This is a genomic window from Mesorhizobium sp. M0410 (assembly GCF_040321435.1).
Taxonomy (GTDB): domain Bacteria; phylum Pseudomonadota; class Alphaproteobacteria; order Rhizobiales; family Rhizobiaceae; genus Mesorhizobium.
Genome location: NZ_JAMYRN010000029.1, coordinates 37110 through 57827, shown reverse-complemented (window position 1 = coordinate 57827; position 20718 = coordinate 37110). Strand labels below are relative to the sequence as shown.

At 60.1% G+C, this 20718-nt stretch carries 19 protein-coding genes; 12 read left to right on the top strand and 7 right to left on the bottom strand.

The features are described 5' to 3' along the window. Positions 1-220: 220 nt before the first annotated feature. From clpS to NKI63_RS27580, 3 genes are all read right to left on the bottom strand, one after another. Positions 221-526 carry an ATP-dependent Clp protease adapter ClpS gene (gene clpS, locus NKI63_RS27590; RefSeq protein WP_023679498.1) on the bottom strand — a complete coding sequence of 102 codons (306 nt, stop codon included), beginning with the start codon at positions 524-526 and terminating at the stop codon, positions 221-223. Between the two features lie 256 nt (positions 527-782). Beyond that, a complete protein-coding gene (locus NKI63_RS27585) occupies positions 783-998 on the bottom strand; it encodes a hypothetical protein (RefSeq protein WP_352450529.1) in 216 nt (71 codons plus the stop codon). Positions 999-1034: 36 nt separating this feature from the next. After that, on the bottom strand, positions 1035-1379 hold the full coding sequence (locus tag NKI63_RS27580; protein WP_292665026.1) for a hypothetical protein: 345 nt from the start codon (positions 1377-1379) through the stop codon (positions 1035-1037). 236 nt (positions 1380-1615) lie between these two features. Here NKI63_RS27580 and NKI63_RS27575 point away from each other — a divergent pair, with 236 nt between their 5' ends. Continuing rightward, entirely contained in the window at positions 1616-2332 is a 717-nt protein-coding gene (locus NKI63_RS27575) for a response regulator (protein ID WP_352509808.1), read from the top strand. Then, positions 2329-3738 (top strand): ATP-binding protein, encoded by a 1410-nt coding sequence (locus NKI63_RS27570; RefSeq protein WP_352509806.1) that lies wholly within the window; start codon positions 2329-2331, stop codon positions 3736-3738. The genes NKI63_RS27575 and NKI63_RS27570 overlap by 4 nt, the downstream gene beginning before the upstream one ends. 71 nt (positions 3739-3809) lie before the next feature. Here NKI63_RS27570 and choV read toward each other — a convergent pair whose 3' ends face one another. The 3 genes from choV to NKI63_RS27555 all read right to left on the bottom strand — a co-directional run bounded on the left by choV (position 3810) and on the right by NKI63_RS27555 (position 6896). Continuing rightward, positions 3810-4991: a choline ABC transporter ATP-binding protein gene (choV, locus tag NKI63_RS27565; protein ID WP_352646623.1), complete on the bottom strand. Its 1182-nt coding sequence runs from the start codon at positions 4989-4991 to the stop codon at positions 3810-3812. Next, the gene (gene choW, locus NKI63_RS27560) at positions 4988-5842 is read right to left on the bottom strand and encodes a choline ABC transporter permease subunit (protein ID WP_352690872.1); all 855 of its coding nucleotides are present in this window, start codon (positions 5840-5842) and stop codon (positions 4988-4990) included. Before choW ends, choV begins: the two co-directional genes overlap by 4 nt. Before the next feature lie 118 nt (positions 5843-5960). After that, positions 5961-6896 (bottom strand): choline ABC transporter substrate-binding protein, encoded by a 936-nt coding sequence (locus tag NKI63_RS27555; RefSeq protein WP_352823966.1) that lies wholly within the window; start codon positions 6894-6896, stop codon positions 5961-5963. A gap of 237 nt (positions 6897-7133) precedes the next feature. Between NKI63_RS27555 and NKI63_RS27550 the strand changes: the two genes are divergently transcribed. From NKI63_RS27550 to NKI63_RS27510, 9 genes are all read left to right on the top strand, one after another. Next, positions 7134-7745, top strand: coding sequence for a thymidine kinase (locus NKI63_RS27550; RefSeq protein ID WP_352646628.1), 612 nt, complete (start codon positions 7134-7136; stop codon positions 7743-7745). A gap of 126 nt (positions 7746-7871) precedes the next feature. After that, positions 7872-8261, top strand: a complete 390-nt coding sequence (locus NKI63_RS27545) for a c-type cytochrome (RefSeq protein ID WP_352702956.1) — start codon at positions 7872-7874, stop codon at positions 8259-8261. A 122-nt stretch (positions 8262-8383) separates the two neighbouring features. Further along, the gene (locus tag NKI63_RS27540; RefSeq protein WP_352478015.1) at positions 8384-9472 is read left to right on the top strand and encodes a hypothetical protein; all 1089 of its coding nucleotides are present in this window, start codon (positions 8384-8386) and stop codon (positions 9470-9472) included. A gap of 35 nt (positions 9473-9507) precedes the next feature. Continuing rightward, positions 9508-10653, top strand: coding sequence for a hypothetical protein (locus tag NKI63_RS27535; protein WP_352509802.1), 1146 nt, complete (start codon positions 9508-9510; stop codon positions 10651-10653). A gap of 24 nt (positions 10654-10677) precedes the next feature. Continuing rightward, positions 10678-12588 (top strand): AAA family ATPase, encoded by a 1911-nt coding sequence (locus NKI63_RS27530; RefSeq protein WP_352690876.1) that lies wholly within the window; start codon positions 10678-10680, stop codon positions 12586-12588. Positions 12589-12632: 44 nt separating this feature from the next. Next, positions 12633-14345, top strand: a complete 1713-nt coding sequence (locus NKI63_RS27525) for a cold-shock protein (RefSeq protein ID WP_352823965.1) — start codon at positions 12633-12635, stop codon at positions 14343-14345. Between the two features lie 7 nt (positions 14346-14352). After that, entirely contained in the window at positions 14353-15639 is a 1287-nt protein-coding gene (locus NKI63_RS27520; protein ID WP_352508974.1) for a DUF6638 family protein, read from the top strand. Between the two features lie 15 nt (positions 15640-15654). After that, positions 15655-16779 carry a DUF2333 family protein gene (locus NKI63_RS27515; protein ID WP_352508975.1) on the top strand — a complete coding sequence of 375 codons (1125 nt, stop codon included), beginning with the start codon at positions 15655-15657 and terminating at the stop codon, positions 16777-16779. 307 nt (positions 16780-17086) lie between these two features. Continuing rightward, a complete protein-coding gene (locus NKI63_RS27510; protein ID WP_352508976.1) occupies positions 17087-18766 on the top strand; it encodes a formate--tetrahydrofolate ligase in 1680 nt (559 codons plus the stop codon). Positions 18767-18838: 72 nt separating this feature from the next. On the opposite strand, the gene NKI63_RS27505 is transcribed toward NKI63_RS27510, so the two are convergent. Beyond that, positions 18839-19486 (bottom strand): cysteine hydrolase family protein, encoded by a 648-nt coding sequence (locus NKI63_RS27505; RefSeq protein WP_352508977.1) that lies wholly within the window; start codon positions 19484-19486, stop codon positions 18839-18841. 128 nt (positions 19487-19614) lie between these two features. On the opposite strand from NKI63_RS27505, the gene NKI63_RS27500 reads away from it, so the two are divergent. Continuing rightward, a complete protein-coding gene (locus NKI63_RS27500) occupies positions 19615-20610 on the top strand; it encodes a helix-turn-helix domain-containing protein (protein ID WP_352508978.1) in 996 nt (331 codons plus the stop codon). The last annotated feature ends 108 nt before the right edge of the window (positions 20611-20718 follow it).

The window sequence follows — 20718 nt, the reverse complement described above, 5'->3', positions numbered from 1 at the left end:
TTCACTGCCATCGCGATTCCCTCCGAGCTTCGTCTCAGAGAATCACAATCAGCGAATTACGCAACAGGCCCCTTGTGGGAGAAGGTGGATTGGCGCGAAGCGCCAAGACGGATGAGGGGTGCCGGAAGAAATGAGGCGTCGGCGTTCCCTGGAACACCCCTCATCCGACCGAGCTTCGCTCGGCCACCTTCTCCCGCAAGGGGAGAAGGGAAAAGGAGCCCTACTCCTCCGGCTCCGTCGTGAACATCAGCGGATAACCCTTGGCCTTGCCGGCATCGGTTGCCCGCGCCGCCTTGGTCTCGGCGACATCCCTGGTGAAGACGGCGACGACGCAGACGCCGCGCCGGTGCGCAGTAATCATTATCCTATGCGCCTGGTCTTCGCTGAGCTTGAACTCGGCCTTCAGCACAGTCACGACGAACTCGCGCGGCGTGAAATCGTCATTGACCAGGATAACCTTGTAGAGCTTCGGCCGTTCGACTTTCGGCTTCGTGCTGGTACGGGGTTTTGTCGTGATTTCAGGCATTGGACCGGCAATTGAGTACGACGGCTTTGCGGTCATTTTGACATGGGCAAAAGCGGTCGTCCATTCAACCGCGCGCGAGCGGCTTCCCGGCGGGCGCAGTTCAAAAGTCCGTGCCTATGTGGGAACTGCCGTCTGGCGTTCAACGGGGGTGTGGGCCGGGACTGCCCCCATTGTCTGCACGCAACAAAAAAGACGACCGCTCCAGGCAAATCGCAACTGGAGCGGTCTTCTCATAGGGTAGAAAGATGTCGCTTGATCAGGCCTTCGGAGCTGCCTTGACCGCGTGCTTCTTGTGCTTCTTGACGGTCTTCTTGGCAGCGACCTTCTTCACGGCCTTGGCCGGCGCAGCGGTCGTCGTTGTCGTCGCAGCCGGGGTGGTGGTCGCGGCATTGGCGCTGCTGGCGCCGAGAACCGGCATCGAGACGGCCAGCGCGATGGCGAGACCGAGGGCGGAGAGGAGAGACTTTTTCATGGCTTCACTTCCTTTTTGTGCAGATCGGATTGAGTGTCACTGAACGGGATCGATCGGTGTCACTCCAAGCAGCTTCAAGGCGTTCGCGAGCATCCGGATTCCCTGTGCCTGTTTCTTGTTGGCGCAGAACCGGTTTCCCTTTCTTTGAAGTGCTTTCGCCGCGGTGACCTGCGTTGCCGCGGCATGGGTTTCGAGGGCTTCGTCAAACTGGCGGTTCAGATCGATGCAACGCTCGCTGCGGGTGGTCGCCACCTTTGCATCGGCCGCCTTTGCATTGGCCACCTTTGCATCGGCCAGTTTTGCATCGGCTTGTTCAACCGCGGCCGTGACGAGCGAAATGGAAAGCAACGCACCCATCAGACTGATCGAGAACCTTTGCATTGGTCTATCCGTATCCCGTAACGCGTGTCGCAGCCGATGACCTGACCGCCACGGCACCACTTATGACCTTGATTTTTTTCGGCAGTTTTTCCGGATTGTAGAATTTTGTTTCTGGATTGTTTCTGGGCAGCCCGGATCGGGCCGCCGATCTTCACTGGCCAACTTATGGCCTGAATTCTATCGTCTGGCTGACGGCCGAAGCACCGCTTGGGCGATCCACAAATGACAGGTTTCCTGTGAAATCCGACCCCCACATACTGATCGTCGACGACGACAAGGGCATTCGCGACCTGCTTCAGGAATTCTTCCAGAGGCGAGGGCTGCATACATCTGTCGCCGCCGACGGCACCGAGATGGAGACCGTCCTGCGCCGCGCCCAGGTCGACCTGATCGTCCTGGACGTCATGCTGCCCGGCAAGAGCGGGCTGGAGCTCTGCCGCGAGTTGCGCGCCAATTATTCGACGCCGATCATCATGCTGACCGCGGTTACCGAGACAACCGACCGCGTGGTTGGGCTGGAGATGGGCGCGGACGACTACGTGCCGAAACCCTTCGATCCGCGCGAGCTGCTCGCACGCATTCGTGCCGTCTTGAGACGCAATGGCGCCGCCGAGCCGCGACGCGCCGCCTCGCGGCAGATCTACCATTTCGCCGGTTGGACGATGGACTGTTCGCGCCGCCGGCTAATGGCGCCCGGCGACGTCAGGATCGAGCTGACGATGGCCGAATTCAATCTCCTGCAGACCTTCGTCAAGAGCGCGCAGCGCGTACTGAGCCGCGAGCAGCTGATCGAGCTGTCCGGCGGCGACAGCGGCTACAGCTTCGACCGCAGCGTCGACATTCTGGTCAGCCGGCTGCGGCGCAAGATGGAGGACGACCCGAAAACGCCGAAGCTGATCCTGACCGTGCGCAGCGGCGGCTACCAGTTCCTGCCTGAGACGACCTCCGAATGAGACGCATCCTGCCGCAAACGCTGCCGGTGTGGGTGCTGCTCATCGTCATCGCCGGCCTGCTGATCAGCCAGATCGCGACCCTTTACATCGTTTCGCGCGACCGTGCGGCCGCCAATGACGTCGTCGATCTCTATCGGCTGAACGACCGCGCCTTCTCGCTGGTGCAGCTGATGCATGATGCCACCCCAGAACAGCGCAAGGCGACGGCCTCCGGGCTGTTCAATGCCACCTATGCGCTCACCGTCTCCGACACGCCCGCCGTCACCTCGTCGATAGCGGGCGACGACGAGCTGGCCGAACTGGAAGACATATTGGTCGGCCGGCTGTCGAAGTTCGGGATCACCGATGCACGGGTCCGCCGCGACCCGGCAACGCACGAAGCGGACGCTCCCGGTGGGACGGTCGCCGGTCCCGATATCGGCCAGGTCGAGCGCGACCTGCTGGTGCTGGCGGCCGATTTCGCCCAGAGCGACAAGCTGACGGCTTCGCTTCGCTTTGCCGACGGCCAGTGGCTGAACTTCACCGAACCGAACACGCCGGCCGGGCCGATACTGAGCTTCGATAGCCTGCCGCTCTATGCCTTAATCGCCGGGCTGGTGGTGGCTTCCTCGATCTGGTCGCTGCGCCGGCTGACGGCGCCCTACAGGATGATGGAGACCGCGGTGAAGCGGATCGGCGAGGACCTGAAGAGCCCGCCGATCGCCGAGAGCGGCAGCCGCGAGGTGCGTACCGCGGCAAAGGCGGTCAATGCCATGCAGGCGAGACTGCGCGCCTACGTCGAGGACCGCGAGCATCTTGCGGCCGCACTGGCGCACGACCTGCGCACGCCGCTGACCAGGATGCGGCTGCGCCTCGAACTGCTGAGGAATTCGTCCGTGCGCGCCGCACTGGCGCACGACCTCGCCGACATCGAAGGCATTGCCAGCTCGGTCATCGACTTCGCCACTTTCGAGGTGACCGAGGAGAAGAGCGAGAGGATCGATTTCTGGTCGCTGGTAGAATCGATCGCCGACGGCTTCGACGAGGTCTCCTTCGAGAATGAAGACGGGCGCTCGCGCGGCTTGATCTGCATGGCGCGGCCGGTCGCGCTGCGGCGCTGCGTCACCAACCTCGTCCAGAACGCGGTGACCTATGGCAAGAGGGCGCATCTCAGCCTGCGTCAATCAGGCAAGACAATCACGCTGGCGATCCATGACGAAGGGCCGGGCATACCGCAAGCCGAGCTCGACGCCGTGTTCGGCTCGTTCGTGCGCCTGGAACAGTCGCGCAACCGTCAGACCGGCGGCCTCGGCCTCGGCCTGACCATCGCCCGCAACATCGCCCGCGGCGCCGGCGGCGAGGTCATCCTGTCCAATCACCCCGATGGCGGCCTGTTGACGGAACTGAGATTGCCGCTGGCGGTTTAGCTTGCGGTATCGGGCTAAGCCGGCGTTCCTTCGCGCCGGCGTTTGGTCTCGGTTCTCGCCAAGGAGAAAAATTATCTTCGCAGCACCGCGCTCAGCACATCCCTGACGCCGATGGCGCCGACGAAGCGCGACTGGTCGTCGAACAGCGCCACCGGTGCGGTCTGCGAGCGATGCATGGCCAGCATCACGGTCTTCAGCGAGGTGCCGGGATTGGCCCAGAACACCTGCGCCGTCTCCTCCGGCTGTGCCTCGACATCGGCGCAGGACACCCATACCGCCGGCTTGCCGTCGCGCTCGGCCGCCGCCACCAGCCCATGCTCGTCGATCTTGAAGCGCGTCGTCTTGCGCCGGTCGAGCCACACCCAGCCGTTCTCGCCATGTTCGAGGTCGCGGCGGTCGCGCATGACGTTCCACGCGGTCAACACCGAGAGCGGGTTCACATTGGCGATGAAGTCGCGGACATAGTCGTTGGCGGGCCGCAACACGATGTCTTCCGGCGCACCGGTCTGCACGATGCGCCCGCCCTCCATGATAGTGATGTGGGTGCCGATCTTCAGCGCCTCCTCGAGGTCGTGGCTGACGAAGATGATGGTCTTCTTCAGCTCGGCCTGAAGCTGCAGCAGCTCGTCCTGCAGCTTGGTCCGGATCAGCGGGTCGAGTGCCGAGAACGGCTCGTCCATCAGCAGGATCGGCGCCTCGGTGGCGAAGGCGCGCGCCAGGCCGACGCGCTGCTGCATGCCGCCGGAAAGCTCATGCGCGTATTTCTTCGACCACTGGTCGAGATGAACCAGCTTCAGCTGTTTGGTCACCCGCTCCTTGCGCTCGGCTTCAGGCACGCCGGCGAGCTCGAGGCCGAGGCCGACATTTTCCTCCACTGTGCGCCACGGCAGCAGGCCGAACTGCTGAAACACCATTGCCACCTGTTTCTGCCGCAACCGCCGAAGCGTCGCCTCGTCGCAGGTCACGACGTCGACCGTGCCGTCGCCGTCCTTGACCAGCACCTGGCCGCGCGAGACCACGTTCAGCCGGTTGACGGCCCTGAGCAGCGTCGATTTGCCGGAGCCGGAAAGCCCCATCAGCACCGAGATCTCGCCCTCGTTCACGGTGAGGCTGGCGCCGGCGCAGCCCAGTACGTTGCCGGTCTGTTCGAGGATCTCGGCGCGGGTGGCGCCGCTGTCGATCAGCGCCAGCGAGCCTGCCTGGTCGGCGCCGAAGACGATGTCGACATTTCTGAAATCGACGGCGACGGTCATTTCTTGCCTCCCACGCCGATGCGCGTCATTCGGTCGAGCACGATGGCAAGCACGACGATGGCCAGCCCTGCCTCAAGCCCTAGGTCGATCCGGCGCGAACCGAGCGCGCGGTTGATCTCGGTGCCGAGGCCGCCGGCGCCGATAAGGGCGGCGAACACCACCATCGACAGCGACAGCATAATCGACTGGGTCAAGCCGGCCATGATGGTCGGCAGCGCCGAAGGCAGCTCGACCTTCCACAGCAGCTGGCGTTTGGTGGCGCCGAACGCCTCGCCCGCCTCGATGATCGATTTCGGCACCGAGGTGACGCCGAGATGGGTGAGCCGAACCGAGGTCGGAATGACGAAGATGATGGTGACGATGAGGCCGGGCGCATTGCCGAGGCCGAACAGGGTCAGCACCGGGATCAGGTAGACGAAGGTCGGTAGCGTCTGCATCAGGTCGAGCACCGGCAGCATGACGCGATACACCTTCGGCTTGTGCGCGGCCCAGATGCCGAGCGGCACGCCGATGGCCATCGACACGGCGGCGGCGGCGACCACCAGCACCAGCGTCTCCACCGTCTGCTTCCACAGGTTCTGGTTGAGGATGAACAGCAATCCAATGAATACCGCCAAAGCCAGGCCTTTCGAGCGCTGCAGGAAATAGGCGAGCAGAGCGATCAGCGCGATCAGCAGAACCGGCGGCAGCAACAGCAGCCCGTCGACGATGCCGTCGAGCAGGAAGTTGAGGGTGTTGGAAAAAGCCCTGAAGATGGTGTCGAAATTGTCGGTGAGAAAGCCGAAAAACGCCTTCCCCCATGCCCCGATGGGAATCTTGTAACTGACCAGGAATTTGGAGATCGGATCCATCTAGCCCCTCTTCTGCCGGCGCCGTCCTTCGCCGCACGGTCATCTTGTCACAGGATATGAAAAAGGGCAGCCATTTCTACCGTGGCTGCCCCTTGTCTCGTCATGCCAGATGGTCGGGTCAGCTTCCGAGCGCCGTTTTCACCCCAGCCGCCGCATCGCCGCCGTCGAAGGTGGTGACGCCGGCGATCCAGGGGGTGATCGCGTCAGGGTGTTTCTTCAGCCAGTCGGTCGCGGCGGTATTGGCGTCGGCGCCCTTCAGGATCGCGTCCATCATCTCGCCTTCCATGTCCAGGTTGAACTTCAGATTGGCGATGAACTTGCCGGCGTTCGGGCATTCGCTCATGTAGCCCTTGCGCACATTGGTATGCACGGTGGCGGCGCCGAAGCCGCTGTCGCCCATCCCCTCGAGATAGGTGATCTTCATGGCGCCCATCACCGGATGCGGCGTCCAGCCGAGGAAGGCGATCCATTCATTGTTCTTCATCGACTGCTCGGCCTGGGTGAGCATGCCGGCCTCGGAAGACTCGACCAGTTCGAAGCCTTCGAGATTGGTCTTCGGATCCTTGATCATATCGAGGATAATGCGGTTGCCGTCATTGCCGGCCTCAATACCATAGATCTTGCCGTCGAACTTGTCCTTGAACTTGCCGAGATCGGTTAGCGTCTTGACACCGGCATCGGCGACATAGGTCGGAACGACGATGCCATAGCCGGCACCGCTGAGATTTTCGCTGACGGTCTCGACCGAGCCTTCGGCGGTATAGTCCTTGATGTCGTTGGTCATCGACGGCATCCAGTTTCCGAGGAACACGTCGAGGTCTTTGTTCTTCAGCGACGCATAGGTCACCGGCACCGAAAGCTGGATCACCTGCGGCTCGTAACCGAGCGCCGTGAGCAGCACCGAGGCGACGCCGGTAGTCGCCTGGATGTCGGTCCAGCCGACATCGGACAGCCGCACCGTCTTGCAGCTTTCCGCATCACCGGCGAAGGCCCCAGTCGTGGATAGAAAAGCCGCCAGTTCGAGACCGGCGACGAATGAACTCATGCGCGACATAGAAATTCTCCCATTTCAGTTCTCGGTGAAGCGAAGTGGCGGTTTTATTTCCACCTTTGTTCCGTCAGCCAAACACCATTCTGCTGCGGTTTCAAGCACTAAGGCAATCACGAACAACGGCGCAGGCTGGCCGATCGGCGACACGCCCGCCGCTTTACGGATGGAAGTCGTCTTTTCCCGGTGGAATGTAGGCGCTCCCCCTCCCCGCTTTGTTGCAACTCGGCTTAAAAGGACGGCATGGCCAAGCTGTACTTCCATTATGCGACGATGAATGCCGGCAAGACGACGATGCTGTTGCAGGCCTCGTACAATTACCGCGAGCGTGGCATGACGACGATGCTGTTCATCGCCGGCCACTACCGCAAGGGCGATACCGGGCTGATCTCGTCGCGTATCGGCTTGGAGACGGAGGCCGAGTTGTTCCGCGACGGCGACGATCTGTTTGCCCGGGTCGCCGAGCATCATGACCACGCCACGGTGCATTGCGTCTTTGTCGACGAGGCGCAGTTCCTCGAAGAGGATCAGGTCTGGCAACTCGCCCGCATCGCCGACCGGCTGAACATTCCGGTCATGTGCTATGGCCTGCGCACCGATTTCCAGGGCAAGCTGTTTTCCGGCTCGCGCGCCCTGCTGGCGATATCAGACGAGCTGCGCGAGGTGCGCACCATCTGCCGTTGCGGCCGCAAGGCGACGATGGTGGTACGCCTAGGGGCCGACGGCAAGGTGGCGAAACAGGGTGAACAGGTGGCGATCGGCAAGGACGTCTATGTCTCACTCTGCCGCCGCCATTGGGAAGAGGAAATGGGCCGCGCCATGCCCGACGATTTCATCGGCTTCATCAAAACCTGACCAGCGCGTTGCGTCCATCCGTCCGCCCAGCCGACATTCGTTCCGCGATCGCGTCATCGTGCGGCGCTTGTTAAGGCTTGCTTCCTATTTTCAAAACCTCTCAGCCAGAGCCGTCGGGGAGTTCCCATGCTTCGAGCCATTTCGTCTGCAACTGCTTTCCTCATCGTCGGAGCTCTTGCCGCGCATGCCGACGGCGATGCCGCTCTCGGCAAGAAGGTCTTCAACAGATGCATGGCCTGTCACGAGGCAACGAGCGAACGCGACAAGGTCGGCCCGCATCTGCTGGGTGTCGTCGGACGCACCGCCGGCACCGCGGACAGTTATCTCAGCCGCTACTCGCAGGGGATGAAGGACGCCGGCGCCGCCGGCCTGGTCTGGGACGAAATAAGCCTTGCCGAATACCTGCGCGCGCCGCGGCAGAAGGTCCCCGGCAATAAAATGGCCTTCTCCGGCCTGACCAGCGACGAGGACATCGCCAATGTCATCGCCTACCTCAAGGCTGATCCCAAGCCCTGAGCGTGACCCCAGTTGCCTCGTTTCCTGGTGTCGCCCGTCTTCCGTCTTTCATTCGCCAAACCCGGCACATATAGTCACGGCGGTTCGCGACACGAAAACCGATGCCGAAGCGGGAGGCCCCAATGGCGACATTGCAGAATTTCGATGCCGAGATTGCCAAGACCAAGCAGGTCGTAGAGGACATGCGCACCAAGATCGAGCAGTCCGGTAGCGTGCTCGACACGCTCGCCACCGCCGACAAGAAGATCGGCGACGCCAATTTCGACATCGAGAATGCCCGCATCGAGGACGTGCTGAAGCAGCAGAAGGTGATGGAAGGCAATATCGCCGACCTGATCATCGGCCTGGAGGACGCCACCAACGTCTTCGGCGCCGAATTCGAGAGCATGAAGAACTACACCGGCTGGGAGAATTTCGTCGGCGTCTTCTCCAGCCAGCGCAAACAGCGCATGCGCACCGACCGCGTCCGCAACATGTCGCTGGCCGGCAATTTGCAGGAGCTGTTGGCGAAATCCGACACCATCGTCGGCATCCTCAAGGCGCAGAAGCAGGTTCTCGACACGCGCTACAAGACCTCCGAGGCCAGCCTGTCGCAGGTGATCGAGCGCCGCAAGACAACCATGTCCAATCTCGAGACCGTGCAGAAGCGCATCGAGGAACTCAACCCGATGCTGCTCGACATCGAGAACAAGATCGCCGCCTCGACCAGCCAGAAGGAGCGCACGCAGCTTGAAGGCGAACGCTCGAAACTGGCCACGGAATACAACGAAAAGCAGGCCAAGGAGCAGGAATTGCTGGCCGAGAGCCAGACGCTGGAGCGCTACACCTCGATGTTCCAGACCTTCGTCGATTCGCTCAACAATCAGATCGCGGCGCAATCGACGCTGATCAACAAGCTGACCATCGATACCGAGCAGCGCATCGTGCTGTACAAGGCCCTGGAAGATTCGCTGAAGACCGCCGCCCAGCAGGATGTCGCCCATAAGATCAACACGCTGGGCAGCCAGGTCGACAACACCGCCGAGGAGACCATGGCCGGCATTGGTGCCGCCTCGCAAAAGCACATCGGCGATCTGCTTGAAATGCACGAGAAGAACATGGTCGCCACCGCCGACATCCAGCGCCGCAAGAAGCTCGCCGACGACGCCTTCGCCCGCCGCTTCGACGATGTGATGAAGAAGCACAATTCGGCAAATTACGTGCAGTCGTAATTGCTGCACGTGCACTGCTCCCAAGGGCTGGCAGCATGACCCCCGAAAACGAAGCCGCGGCGCGCTATTTCTCGGCGATCGCGGCTGCACTTGGCGGCCTCGAAGTGTTCATGCGCGACGATCGCTCGCCGCTCTATCGGCACGGCATCGTCGCCAAGGTCGTCGCCGAATATATTGCGCGGCTCGAAAAGTCGTTCTCGTGCTGGCGCAACCGGCTGGGTTTCACCGAGACGTTCCGCATCTCGCGCGCCGAAAGCGGTTTTCCGGTTTTCCAGAACCTGCTCGAACTGGAAAACGACCGCCTCCAGGCCGACAGCCGTCTCGCCGTCATCCCTTCGGCCAGCGAGCTGCGCGAGGAAATGGCCGACTTCATTCTGCGCCACAAGGAATTTCCCGAAGCGTTGCAGAAGTCGATGGCCGAGCGGCTTTACCTCGAAGACGTCAAGAGCGGGACCACCTTCGGCCCGTTCACGCTCGCCCAGACGGCCAAGGTTTCGGTCAACCCGAAGACGCTGCGGCCCTATTATCTGGTCCACTGGGCCTGCTTCGACGGCAGCGCCAACCTGCCGCTGGTCTACATGGCGACGGTCGAGGATTCCTCCGACGACATGATCCGGCAGCTGGTCGATAGCAGCGGCAAGCTTAATGAGAGGGTCGACATTCCGCTGCCGGTCGACGGCTTGCTCAATCCCGAACTCGCCCACCGTTTCGACGATTTCACCGAGAAGAATTCCGCCTACACGCTGTCGCCGGCGACGATCGCGGTCAACCTCGACAAGGATTTCGAGACGCTGCATCCCAAGCAGCTGCGCCGCGTCGTGCTCGGCCCGTTCTATTCTGCCGGCATTACCGACAACAATTCGACGGTGAACGAAGTGCTGGCCAAAGTGCGCAAGCCGGAAAACGCCTGGCTGCTGACCTGGACTATCCAGGAGGTCTTTTCCAAGGCCGAGAAGCCCGGCCGCAAGGGGCTGTTTTCGAGCGAGAAGACGACGCAGGAATTCTTCATCAACACCGACGATCTCGAGGCCGCACGCCAGGGCGTGTCGAGCTACGAGAACCACGCGCTGATTCCGCATGAGGCCTATCAGTCGCTTTACGCCGCCGGCGAGGCGCAGAAGATCTTTTCGGGCTACAAGGTCCATATCCTGTCCAAAGGGCAGGTCATCAGCGACGTCTGACCATCAAATCGCGGAGTATCCTCCATGGACACCGGTCTGACCACCATCCCGGAAGCGGCAATCGAAAAGCACCGCGCCACTGCGCAAAGTTTCATCACCCGCATCGTCGTGCTGGAGGACCCATCGCGCGAATCCGGTACCGCGCTTGCCGGCACCAACCGCCGCTTCGTCTCGACCGTTTCGGTGGGCTCGGTTCGCCGCACGCGCGAGGTCGAGTTCGCCAAAACCGTCGCTGCCGTCCATCCCGACGACCAGCTGCTGACCATCCCGCAGCACACGCTGCTGTTTCGCGCCCGGCGTGGGCTGGCCATTGCGTTGGCAATATCCGATGTCTTCGCCGAAGGCTCTGACCTCGAAAGCCTGCAGGCGAAAAACGCCCGCGCGCCGCTCGAAGGCGACGAGGCCGCCACATTCAAAAAGCTGCTGTCGGCTTCGGCCTATATTTCCGCCTTCAGCTTCGCCTCCTATCTGTTCCAGCTGATCGATAGCGACGGCGAGGCGCCGAACGACACGCCCGAGCCGGACTTTCTGTTCGACACGCCCCAGGATGCGGTGAAATCGATCGTGGCCGGCCTCGACAGGGCGATATCAGGCGCGAAGGACGACGCCGACCTGATGACCCGGGCGCGCGCCTTTGCCCGTATTGCCATCGATGGGCTTTTGGCGCGAAAAGGCCGCTTCGACGGCATCGGCCCGTTCGAGAACGCGCATATCCGCATCGACGTCGACGATTTCACGCTCGATGGTTTCGACGTCGCGCCGGGCAAGCGGGCAAAACCGTTGGTCATGACCTTCAAGAAGCCGGAAGAGGTCGTCGGCAACCACATCGCCAAATACCAGTCGGTCAAGCTCGCCAAGATGCTGATGGCCTACGACTTCGAGCGCGAGCTGAACCCATTCGTCGAACTCGGCGGCTTCCTGTTCACCTTCATCGGTGACGGCGCGCCCGGCACCGGCAAGACGACGCTGATCCAGATGATCGCCGGCCTTCTCAACGGCTACTGCCAGGTCGCCGGCTATCCCTTCGCCTACGAGAATTTCGGCGTCGACCAGATCTCCTCCTACCAGGGCAAGTCCGGCCAGAACTGCCGTCAGTTCATCAACAATGTGCTGAACCCGCGCGTCATCGGCTTCGGCACTATCGACGATATCGACCAGGTCGCCGCACGCCGCTCCGACGATCGCGCCTCGGCCGGCCAGCAGGAAATCACCGGCGTCCTGATGGACGCGTTCGGGGGTGCCGGCACGGTGGTGCGCGGCAATTGCTCGTTCGGCATGTTTTCCAACTATCCCGAGAACGTCGACGACGCATTGCGCCAGCGCGCCGGCGCGCGCTGGCTGGTCGATGGCCCGCAGAGCCGCGACGACTACATCGACATCTTCGTTCTGCTCGCCGGCAAGAACCACAAGATCCCGCTCGGCGAGCACAAGCTCTACGCTGCCCAGGAAATCCAGCGCGCGGTGATGGAGGCCTACGAGGAACATGAAAAGCCGCAGGAAGACGGGCTGATGAAGGTCTACGAGCGCTATATGAAGGAGAACGGCGCACCGAAGACGATGGCCGACATCGGCACTTATCTGCACATGATCAAGGATGCCGAGCCGCGCTTTACCGGCCGCGCCATCAAGAACGTCACCGACGCGATCAAGATGCGTGCCATGGACATCGAATTGCCCGACGAGTGGTTCGAAAAGCCGGAAGCCTTCATGCACAAGGGTTACGACGACAAGAAAGCCATGATCGAGGAACTGCGCGGGCCATTCTCGATGGACATGGTCATGCAGGAGATCAATCGCTATGCGGATTCCGAATTCCGTTATTCCGACAAGTCCGACGATGCCGCGGTGAGCAAGATGATCCGCGATACTCGGCTGCGGGAGCGTGCCGTCCGCGAGATCGAGGAGATGAAGAAGAAGGGGCTGTGGAATGCGTGAGTTACAATATACTTTCGACGCGGACATAAGGGAGGGTTGGAATAGTGCTTTACGGCTGGGTTGACACTTTGCCCATTGGCAAAAACTACGGCTTCGTCAAAGCCGAGGGTACTCTCGTTCGCTATTTCCTTCACTCTTCAGAATATCACGGTGCTTGGACAGACCTCAAGAAGGGTGAAAGGTTGTCCTTTGAAGCAGATGAATCCGATGGAAAAATGAAAGCTCGCAACGCGAGAAGTGCGATGACAGTTAGTCGCCCGAGCCCTGAAAAGCAAAATCGGGTAAAAACACTTGAACCGTATGCAGGCCCAACACTCGAACTCTCGAAAGAAACTCGCAGAAAAGCTTTGTCGGAAATTTCGAAGTGGAAGCTTGAGGCTCGCCTCGACGATCTTAAGAGATATTTCTTTACTGTTCCAGAGCTTCACGACATTATTGATGGAGAAAAAGCTTATGTAATAGGCAGAAAAGGTACAGGAAAAACGGCGCTTGTTCAATATCTGCACGATCATGATGATTCAAATTTGAACCTAATCTCAAAATTAACGTTCAAAAATTTCCCATTCAATGAGTTATATACTCAAGATAATAGCACATATACGAAACCAAACCAATACATAACTATATGGAAATTAATTATATATTCCGCAGCGTGCAGATCAATTGCCAGAAGCGTCCATACAGATCCTCTTGTAAGGCGTACAATTGAGAAAGCGTTCCCAGCTCCGGACAGTGACAATCTGGGTACGATTGTGGGAAAATGGATCGCTGGCGACTTTGGAATAAACGTCTTAGGATCAGGTATAAATGTAACGAACTGGCTTCGCAACAAGAAAAAGGCGACACTTCAGGAGAAAGTGGAAAATTTAGAAGCTTTTGTGCTGAAGAATATTCCCGATCAAAAGATATTCGTTCTATTCGATGAATTGGATGAGGATTATAAAGATGTTTTTGCTAGCTACAATAAAAGTAATTATTTAGACCTTCTCACAAGTCTATTTAAGGCTGTTCAAGATGTTAGATCATCTATAACCTCAAAAGGGAAAAAACTGTACCCAGTAATTTTCCTTAGAGACGACATCTATGATCTTATAAAGGACGCCGACAAAAATAAGTGGCGAGATCTTGAAATATCACTCAAATGGAAAGATCCTGAAATCAGAAGGCTGATTGCTTACCGCCTTTCTCGTGTCTTCGGAATTCAAGAAGATAATTTTGAGAAACTCTGGTATTCTATCTTTTCACGATCGCCCATGAGCTATTCAGGGGGAAAAAAGCAGATTGACTCTTATAAGTACATCACGATGAGCACCCAAGGCAGGCCTCGCGACTACATAAATTATCTAAAAGAGTGCGCAGATATTGAGTTGAGTAAAAATGGCGAAGAAATATCGGCTGATACTGTAAAAGATGCGGACAAGGCATACTCTAATTATCTAAGAAAAGAACTTATTGACGAGATGCATGGGCTTATACCCGATATTGATAGCGTCTTTTCGATATTCTCTGAATCAAGAAAATGGATAATGAATATCAGTGAGTTTAAGTCAGCTTACAATCAGCGACTAAAATCGAACACGCTGAAAATATCTGATGTAGATTTTATTTTGAGAACTTTATTCTATTTTTCGGTTGTTGGCAATGTCGTGAGGGTAGGTATCCATATGTTTAGGTACGAACGGCCTGACGCAGAATTGAATTTTAAGGAGAGCATTGTAGTTCATCGAGGGCTTATGAAGTCCCTCCAAATCGTCTAAGTTGCCCATGGACCTCTTGCGCGACAACGAGCTGATCTACGGCCGGCTGCTGACGATCGACGAGCCGCATCTGATCCAGCGCTACAACAAGGCGATGGTCGCGTTCGGCTTGAAGCCGACCAAGCTGAAAAGCTTCGAGATCGACCGTACCGGCTTTTCGCCGCAGGTCGCCGAGGAATGCGGCGACTACAGCTACCTCGATCCGAACGAGGTCAACCGCCGCTTCATCATCCTGACGCCGTCGCAGATCGACCTGCCGGTGGTGCACACGGCGTTCTCCAACACCTCGCTGCTGATGTACGAGTTCATGTCCAAGAACCAGCGCGCCATCGATGCGCTGACGATCAAGGACGTCATCTACGGCGAGATCGAGGATTCGGTCCCCAAGGTCGACGGCATCGAGGACCTGCTGTCGATCAACCAGGTCGAGTTCAAGGTGCTGTCGGCCGAGGATGTGCTCGGCAAGGCCGCCGAGCTCGGCAAGCTGGTCGACCGGCTGAAACAGGAGCCGGATGCCTGGCGCGACAACGCCATGCTGGCCCACATGGTCGAGCTGGCGAAGATCTGCGGCGACATCCGCGAGAATGCGCTGGTGCCGGACCAGGTGATCTTCCGCCACAATGCCTATTGGACCAGCCATTTCGGCGGGCTCTATGTGTTTGTCGATCCGGACGTGACGACGGTGATCAGCGACCCGGCAGCGCCGGGCTTCCGCCGCTCGCGGCCATGGCAGGTGAGTTACCTTTCGATCCACGACGCCGACAAGGTGTTCAAATTCCTCGCTTCGACCGGCCGCCTCGAGTTGCCGCGCGCCTCATGGATCGAAACCTCCGGTTATCTCGAGCATCGCGCCGAAATGGTGGTGCGCGCGCTGATCCGCGACGCCGATCCCGACCGCAATCTGACCGACGTCGACAAGGTCTGGCTGCAGACCTGGATCCACGGCCATACCGATCTGATCACCAGGGACGGCAATTTTCCCTTCCTCAACGCCGCCAAGCGCGAGATCGCCCAGCTCGGCCATCTCAAGATCGAGGACGTGTTCCCGCAGCAGCGCTTCCTGGTCATCCGCGCCAAGCCGGACCATCCCGACGCCTGGCTGACCAACCAGCTGATCTCGGACTTCGTGCCGCAGGACTTCGTTTCGCGTTACGTCTTCAACAAGCCGGGCTTCTACAGGGACTATGAAGGCTTCAGCGACGCCTGGCGATCGCATGTTGTGGACGTTCTGAAAACCACATATCTGAAGGACAAGGTGGCGTTTCGCACACGCCTCTACGGCTTGACTGACTGAGGGGGTGACATCGCCATGCTTGATCCGATCGTGAATTTCTTCACCCGGATTTTCCAGTGGATTGGCCGCGGCATCGGCCTGCTCATCGGCGCGATCCTGTGGCCGTTCCTGTGGGCGGGGCGCTGGTACAGGCAACGCGGCTGGATCCTGAAGGCGGTGCTCGGCCTGGCTGTGCTCGTGCTGATCGGTCTCTATGTCAACTTCTTCTACGCCACCCAGTGGTGGAACAATTTCGACCCGAATTACGTCGACAAATACACGTTCGAAAAACGCAACAGCTCCGCCGGTGAACAGGTTTCCGCCGGCGCCGGCACCGACACGGCCAAGACCTGCGGAAATTCAGCCATTGCCCAGGTCGCTGCCGACCTGACCGACTTCAACGTCAACCAGAATGCCTGGGTGTCGTCGATGATCCTCTACAAGCTCGGCCTGTTCGGCATCGACTGGGACCACACGCCGTTCATGGACAACAAGGCGTCGTTCCAGCGCGGCATCAACCAGGCGGTGCGGCGCACGGCGACCGAGCTTGCCGACAATCTCGGCCGCGTCCGCACCACCTCGCAGATCGACGCCGACCTGCAGGACGCCCGCGGCAATCTGCAGTTCGATGAGGAAACCTGGTATTTCGGCTTGAACCCGTTCGGGCCCAAGACGCCGACGCCGAGCTACTATCGCGACGCGGTGCGCAAGCTGCGTTCCTTCAACGCCCGCCTCGCAGCCTGCCAGGCGACGTTCGATGCCCGCGCCGACAATCTCAAGCAGTATATCGACCGCATTTCGTCCGATATCGGTTCGACCTCGGCGATCCTCAAGGAGCGTGCCGAAAACCACAATAATGGCTGGTTCGACACGCGCGCCGACGACCGCTTCTGGTTCGCCTATGGCCAGCTCTATGCCTATTACGGGCTGATGAAGGGCGCACAGGCCGACTTCGAGGACGTCATCAAGGAAAAGCACCTGCAGAACCTGTGGGATACGATGGACGCGCAATTCGTCTCGGCGCTGCGCATCCAGCCCTTCATCATCGCCAATGGTCGCGAGGACGGCTGGCTGTTGCCGACACATCTGACGACGATGGGGTTTTACATACTCAGGGTGCGCTCGAACATGGTCGAGATCAGCAACGTGCTGACGCAGTAGCGGATCGTCCCGCACAGCCGGCGCTGGTGAATTTGCGCCGTTGCTTCTGTCGCTTTTCGCGTATTACGCGGCTGTTTTGAGACGGCGGAACCGCGCCTGCTCTGGCTTCTATACGGCGCGGCAACCGGCGCGAAAAGAACCTGTAGCAGGGCAGCCGGCCGCAGAGGCATTTTCTTCGTAGGAAACATAGTTGCATGAAAGTTGACGCCGCGGCAGCGACAGGGGTAGAACATGCCCGCGCCTGCAATGCCGGGCTATTCTTGCGACCACACTAGTCAAATCCGTCCAATTCAGAGGGAAGTCGTCCATGGCCGAAGTGAAGTCCGACATCGAGATCGCGCGCGGCGCCAGGAAGAAGCAGATCCAGGAGATCGGCCAGAAGATCGGCATTCCGAGCGAACATCTTCTGCCCTACGGCCACGACAAGGCGAAGATCTCGGCCGAGTTCATCAAGTCGGTGAAGGGCAACAAGGATGGCAAGCTGATCCTCGTCACCGCCATCAACCCGACACCGGCCGGCGAAGGCAAGACGACGACGACGGTGGGCTTGGGCGATGGCCTCAACCGCATCGGCAAGAAGGCCATCGTATGCATCCGCGAGGCTTCGCTCGGACCGAATTTCGGCGTCAAGGGCGGTGCCGCCGGCGGCGGCTACGCGCAGGTCGTGCCGATGGAGGACATGAACCTCCACTTCACCGGCGATTTCCATGCCATCACCACCGCGCATAATCTGCTGTCGGCGCTGATCGACAACCACATCTATTGGGGCAACGAGCTCGGCATCGACACCCGCCGTGTCGTCTGGCGCCGCGTCATGGACATGAACGACCGGTCGCTGCGCGAGATCATCTGTTCGCTCGGCGGCGTCGCCAACGGTTTCCCGCGCGAGGCCGGTTTCGACATCACAGTCGCCTCGGAAGTCATGGCCATCCTGTGCCTGTCGACCGACCTGAAGGACCTGGAAAAGCGCCTCGGCGACATCATCGTCGCCTATCGTCGCGACAAGTCGGCCGTCTATGCGCGCGACCTCAAGGCCGACGGCGCCATGGCCGTACTCTTGAAGGACGCCATGCAGCCCAATCTCGTGCAGACGCTGGAGAACAACCCGGCTTTCGTCCATGGCGGCCCCTTCGCCAACATCGCGCATGGCTGCAACTCCGTCGTTGCCACGACGACGGCGCTGAAGCTAGCCGATTACGTCGTCACCGAAGCCGGTTTTGGCGCCGATCTCGGTGCCGAAAAGTTCTTCGACATCAAATGCCGCAAGGCCGGCCTGAGGCCGGCAGCGGCGGTGATCGTCGCCACGGTTCGCGCCATGAAGATGAATGGCGGCGTCAAGAAGGAGGACCTCGGCAAGGAGAACGTCGAGGCGGTCAGGAAGGGATGTGCGAATCTCGGCCGCCACATCGAGAACATCCGCCAGTTCGGTGTGCCGGCTGTGGTCGCCATCAACCATTTCTACTCCGACACCGAGGCCGAGATCCAGGCGATGAAGGACTACGTCGCCTCGATGGGCGAAGAGGCGATCCTGTGCAAGCACTGGGCTCAGGGATCGGCCGGCATCGAGGAACTGGCCAAAAGAGTCGTGGCGTTGGCCGAATCCGGCGCGTCGCAATTCGCCCCGCTCTATCCCGACGCCATGCCGCTCTTCGAGAAGATCAACACCATCGTCCAGCGCATCTATCGCGGTTCCGAAGCGATCGCCGACAAATCGGTGCGCGACCAACTCCACGCCTGGGAGCACGCCGGCTACGGTCATTTGCCGGTCTGCATGGCCAAGACGCAATATTCCTTCTCCACCGATCCGAATCTGCGCGGCGCGCCGACCGGCCACACCGTACCGGTGCGCGAGGTCAGGCTGTCTGCCGGCGCAGGCTTCGTCGTCATCATCTGCGGCGAGGTCATGACCATGCCCGGTCTGCCCAAAGCGCCATCGTCGGAAAAGATCTTCCTGAACGAAATCGGCCAGATCGAAGGCCTGTTTTAGGGATAATCAGTGCTCGTACGGCAAAGGGCGCCGCAACGCTGCGGCGCCCTTCTGCCTGTCCGCAATGGTCTCCTACGCTGCGCTCCGCGCCAGCGCGCGCTGGTTGGAGGCATAGGGTGTGTCGTGCTGGGGTACCACGCCGGTCTTCAGGCACTCGATCCATTCGGCGGTTTTGAGAACGGCCGCGAAGCGCGATTGCAGGACGATCGTCATGACGCGATGGATTTCCTCCCCCGACGCGTAGCCGGCGCTGTTGGCGTAGGGCAATGACCCCGTTGCGTCCGATAGGAACTCCACCTCGAAGCCCATATGCACGGCGTGGATGACCGTCGACAGGTCGCAATTATGCGTCATGTAGCCGATGACCGTGATCGTATCGATAGAGTTGGCGCGCAGCCACGCCTCGAGGTCGGTGCCGGTGAAGGCGCTTGGCAGGTGTTTTTCGACATAGTGGTCACGGTTTCGCCTGGCGATTTCCGGGTGCAACTCGGCGCCATGGCTGCCCTTGGCGAAGACCGGTGAGGTTTCCGGCGCCAACTGTTTGATGACCACCACCTTGACGCCTGCCTCGGTGGCCGCGTCCATCGCTCGCGCCACATTGACGACGCTGTCGCGGAAGGGCGGATGCTGGATGGCGAGGTTGCCGCCGTCATAGTCGTTTTGAACATCGATGACGATGAGGGCGCGGCGTGGAGCTTTGCCTGTGGCTGGTTGCGACATGGGGTTTTCCTTTCCTGTTTGAAATTAATGGGTGGACGATAAGCTCGGCGCCGGATCGCAAAAAGTGTCCCAATTGACATTATTCGAAAGAATTGGGACAATCGGCCTCGCCCGTTGCTGGAGCTCCCATGACCGATCCTGCCGTTGCCGCCATCGCCTTCGATGGCATCAGCCCGTTTCATCTCTCCGTGCCGTGTCTCGTGTTCGGCGCGGATCGCACGGAGCTCGGCCTGCCGCGCTTCGACTTCCGGGTCTGCGCGATTGAGGACGGGCCGATCCGCACCGATGCCGGGCTGACCATCAGCGTCCCGCACGGGCTTTCCGCGCTCGATGACGCCGACATCATCATCGTGCCAAGCTGGAAGGATCTCGGGAGCTCGCCTCCAGCCGCATTGATCGACGCGTTGCTTGGCGCGCACGAGCGCGGCGCGCTGATCGTCGGACTGTGCTTGGGAACGTTCGCTGTTGCGGCGACCGGACTGCTTTCGGGGCGGCGAGCGGCGACGCACTGGGCCTACGCGGATCAGCTGCAGGAACTCTATCCCGACATTCTCGTCGAACCGGAAGTGCTCTACATCGACAATGGCGATGTCGTGACATCCGCCGGCGTCGCCGCCGGGCTCGACTGCTGCCTGCACGTCGTACGGGCTCGTTACGGCGCGGAGGCGGCACTTCGCCTGGCCCGGCAGATCGTGCTTTCTCCGCATAGGCAGGGCGGGCAGGCTCAATTCATCGAACGTCCCATCGCCAGGACCGGCAATGCGGACCGCTTCACCCAGGCTCTCGAAGCGGTGCGCAAAACCCTGGGTGAGCCGCACAGTCTGGACAGCGTTGCCGGTCTCGCCGGCCTTACCCGCCGGACGTTCACGCGCCGTTTCCAGAAAACGATCGGCACCAGTTTCGGTGACTGGCTGACCGAACAGCGCGTCCAGCTGGCGCAGCGGCTGCTGGAGGCAACGGAAAAATCGATGGACACGGTTGCCTTCGAGGCCGGTTTCGGCAGCGCCACCTCGCTGCGCCAGCATTTCGCGGCGCGGCTCAGAACCTCGCCGGCGCAGTACCGGCGCGAATTCTCGAAGAGTGCTCAGGCGGAGCGCGTGGCGCACATGCCGAGGCGAAATTAGGCTTGCGCTCGATTCCAGGGCAATCGCTTCAGTGCCAACGTTGGACTGCCATCTGGCCCGAGCAGGCTATCTTTTTCTCTAAGCGATTGCCCTGCTCTCGAGCCTGTC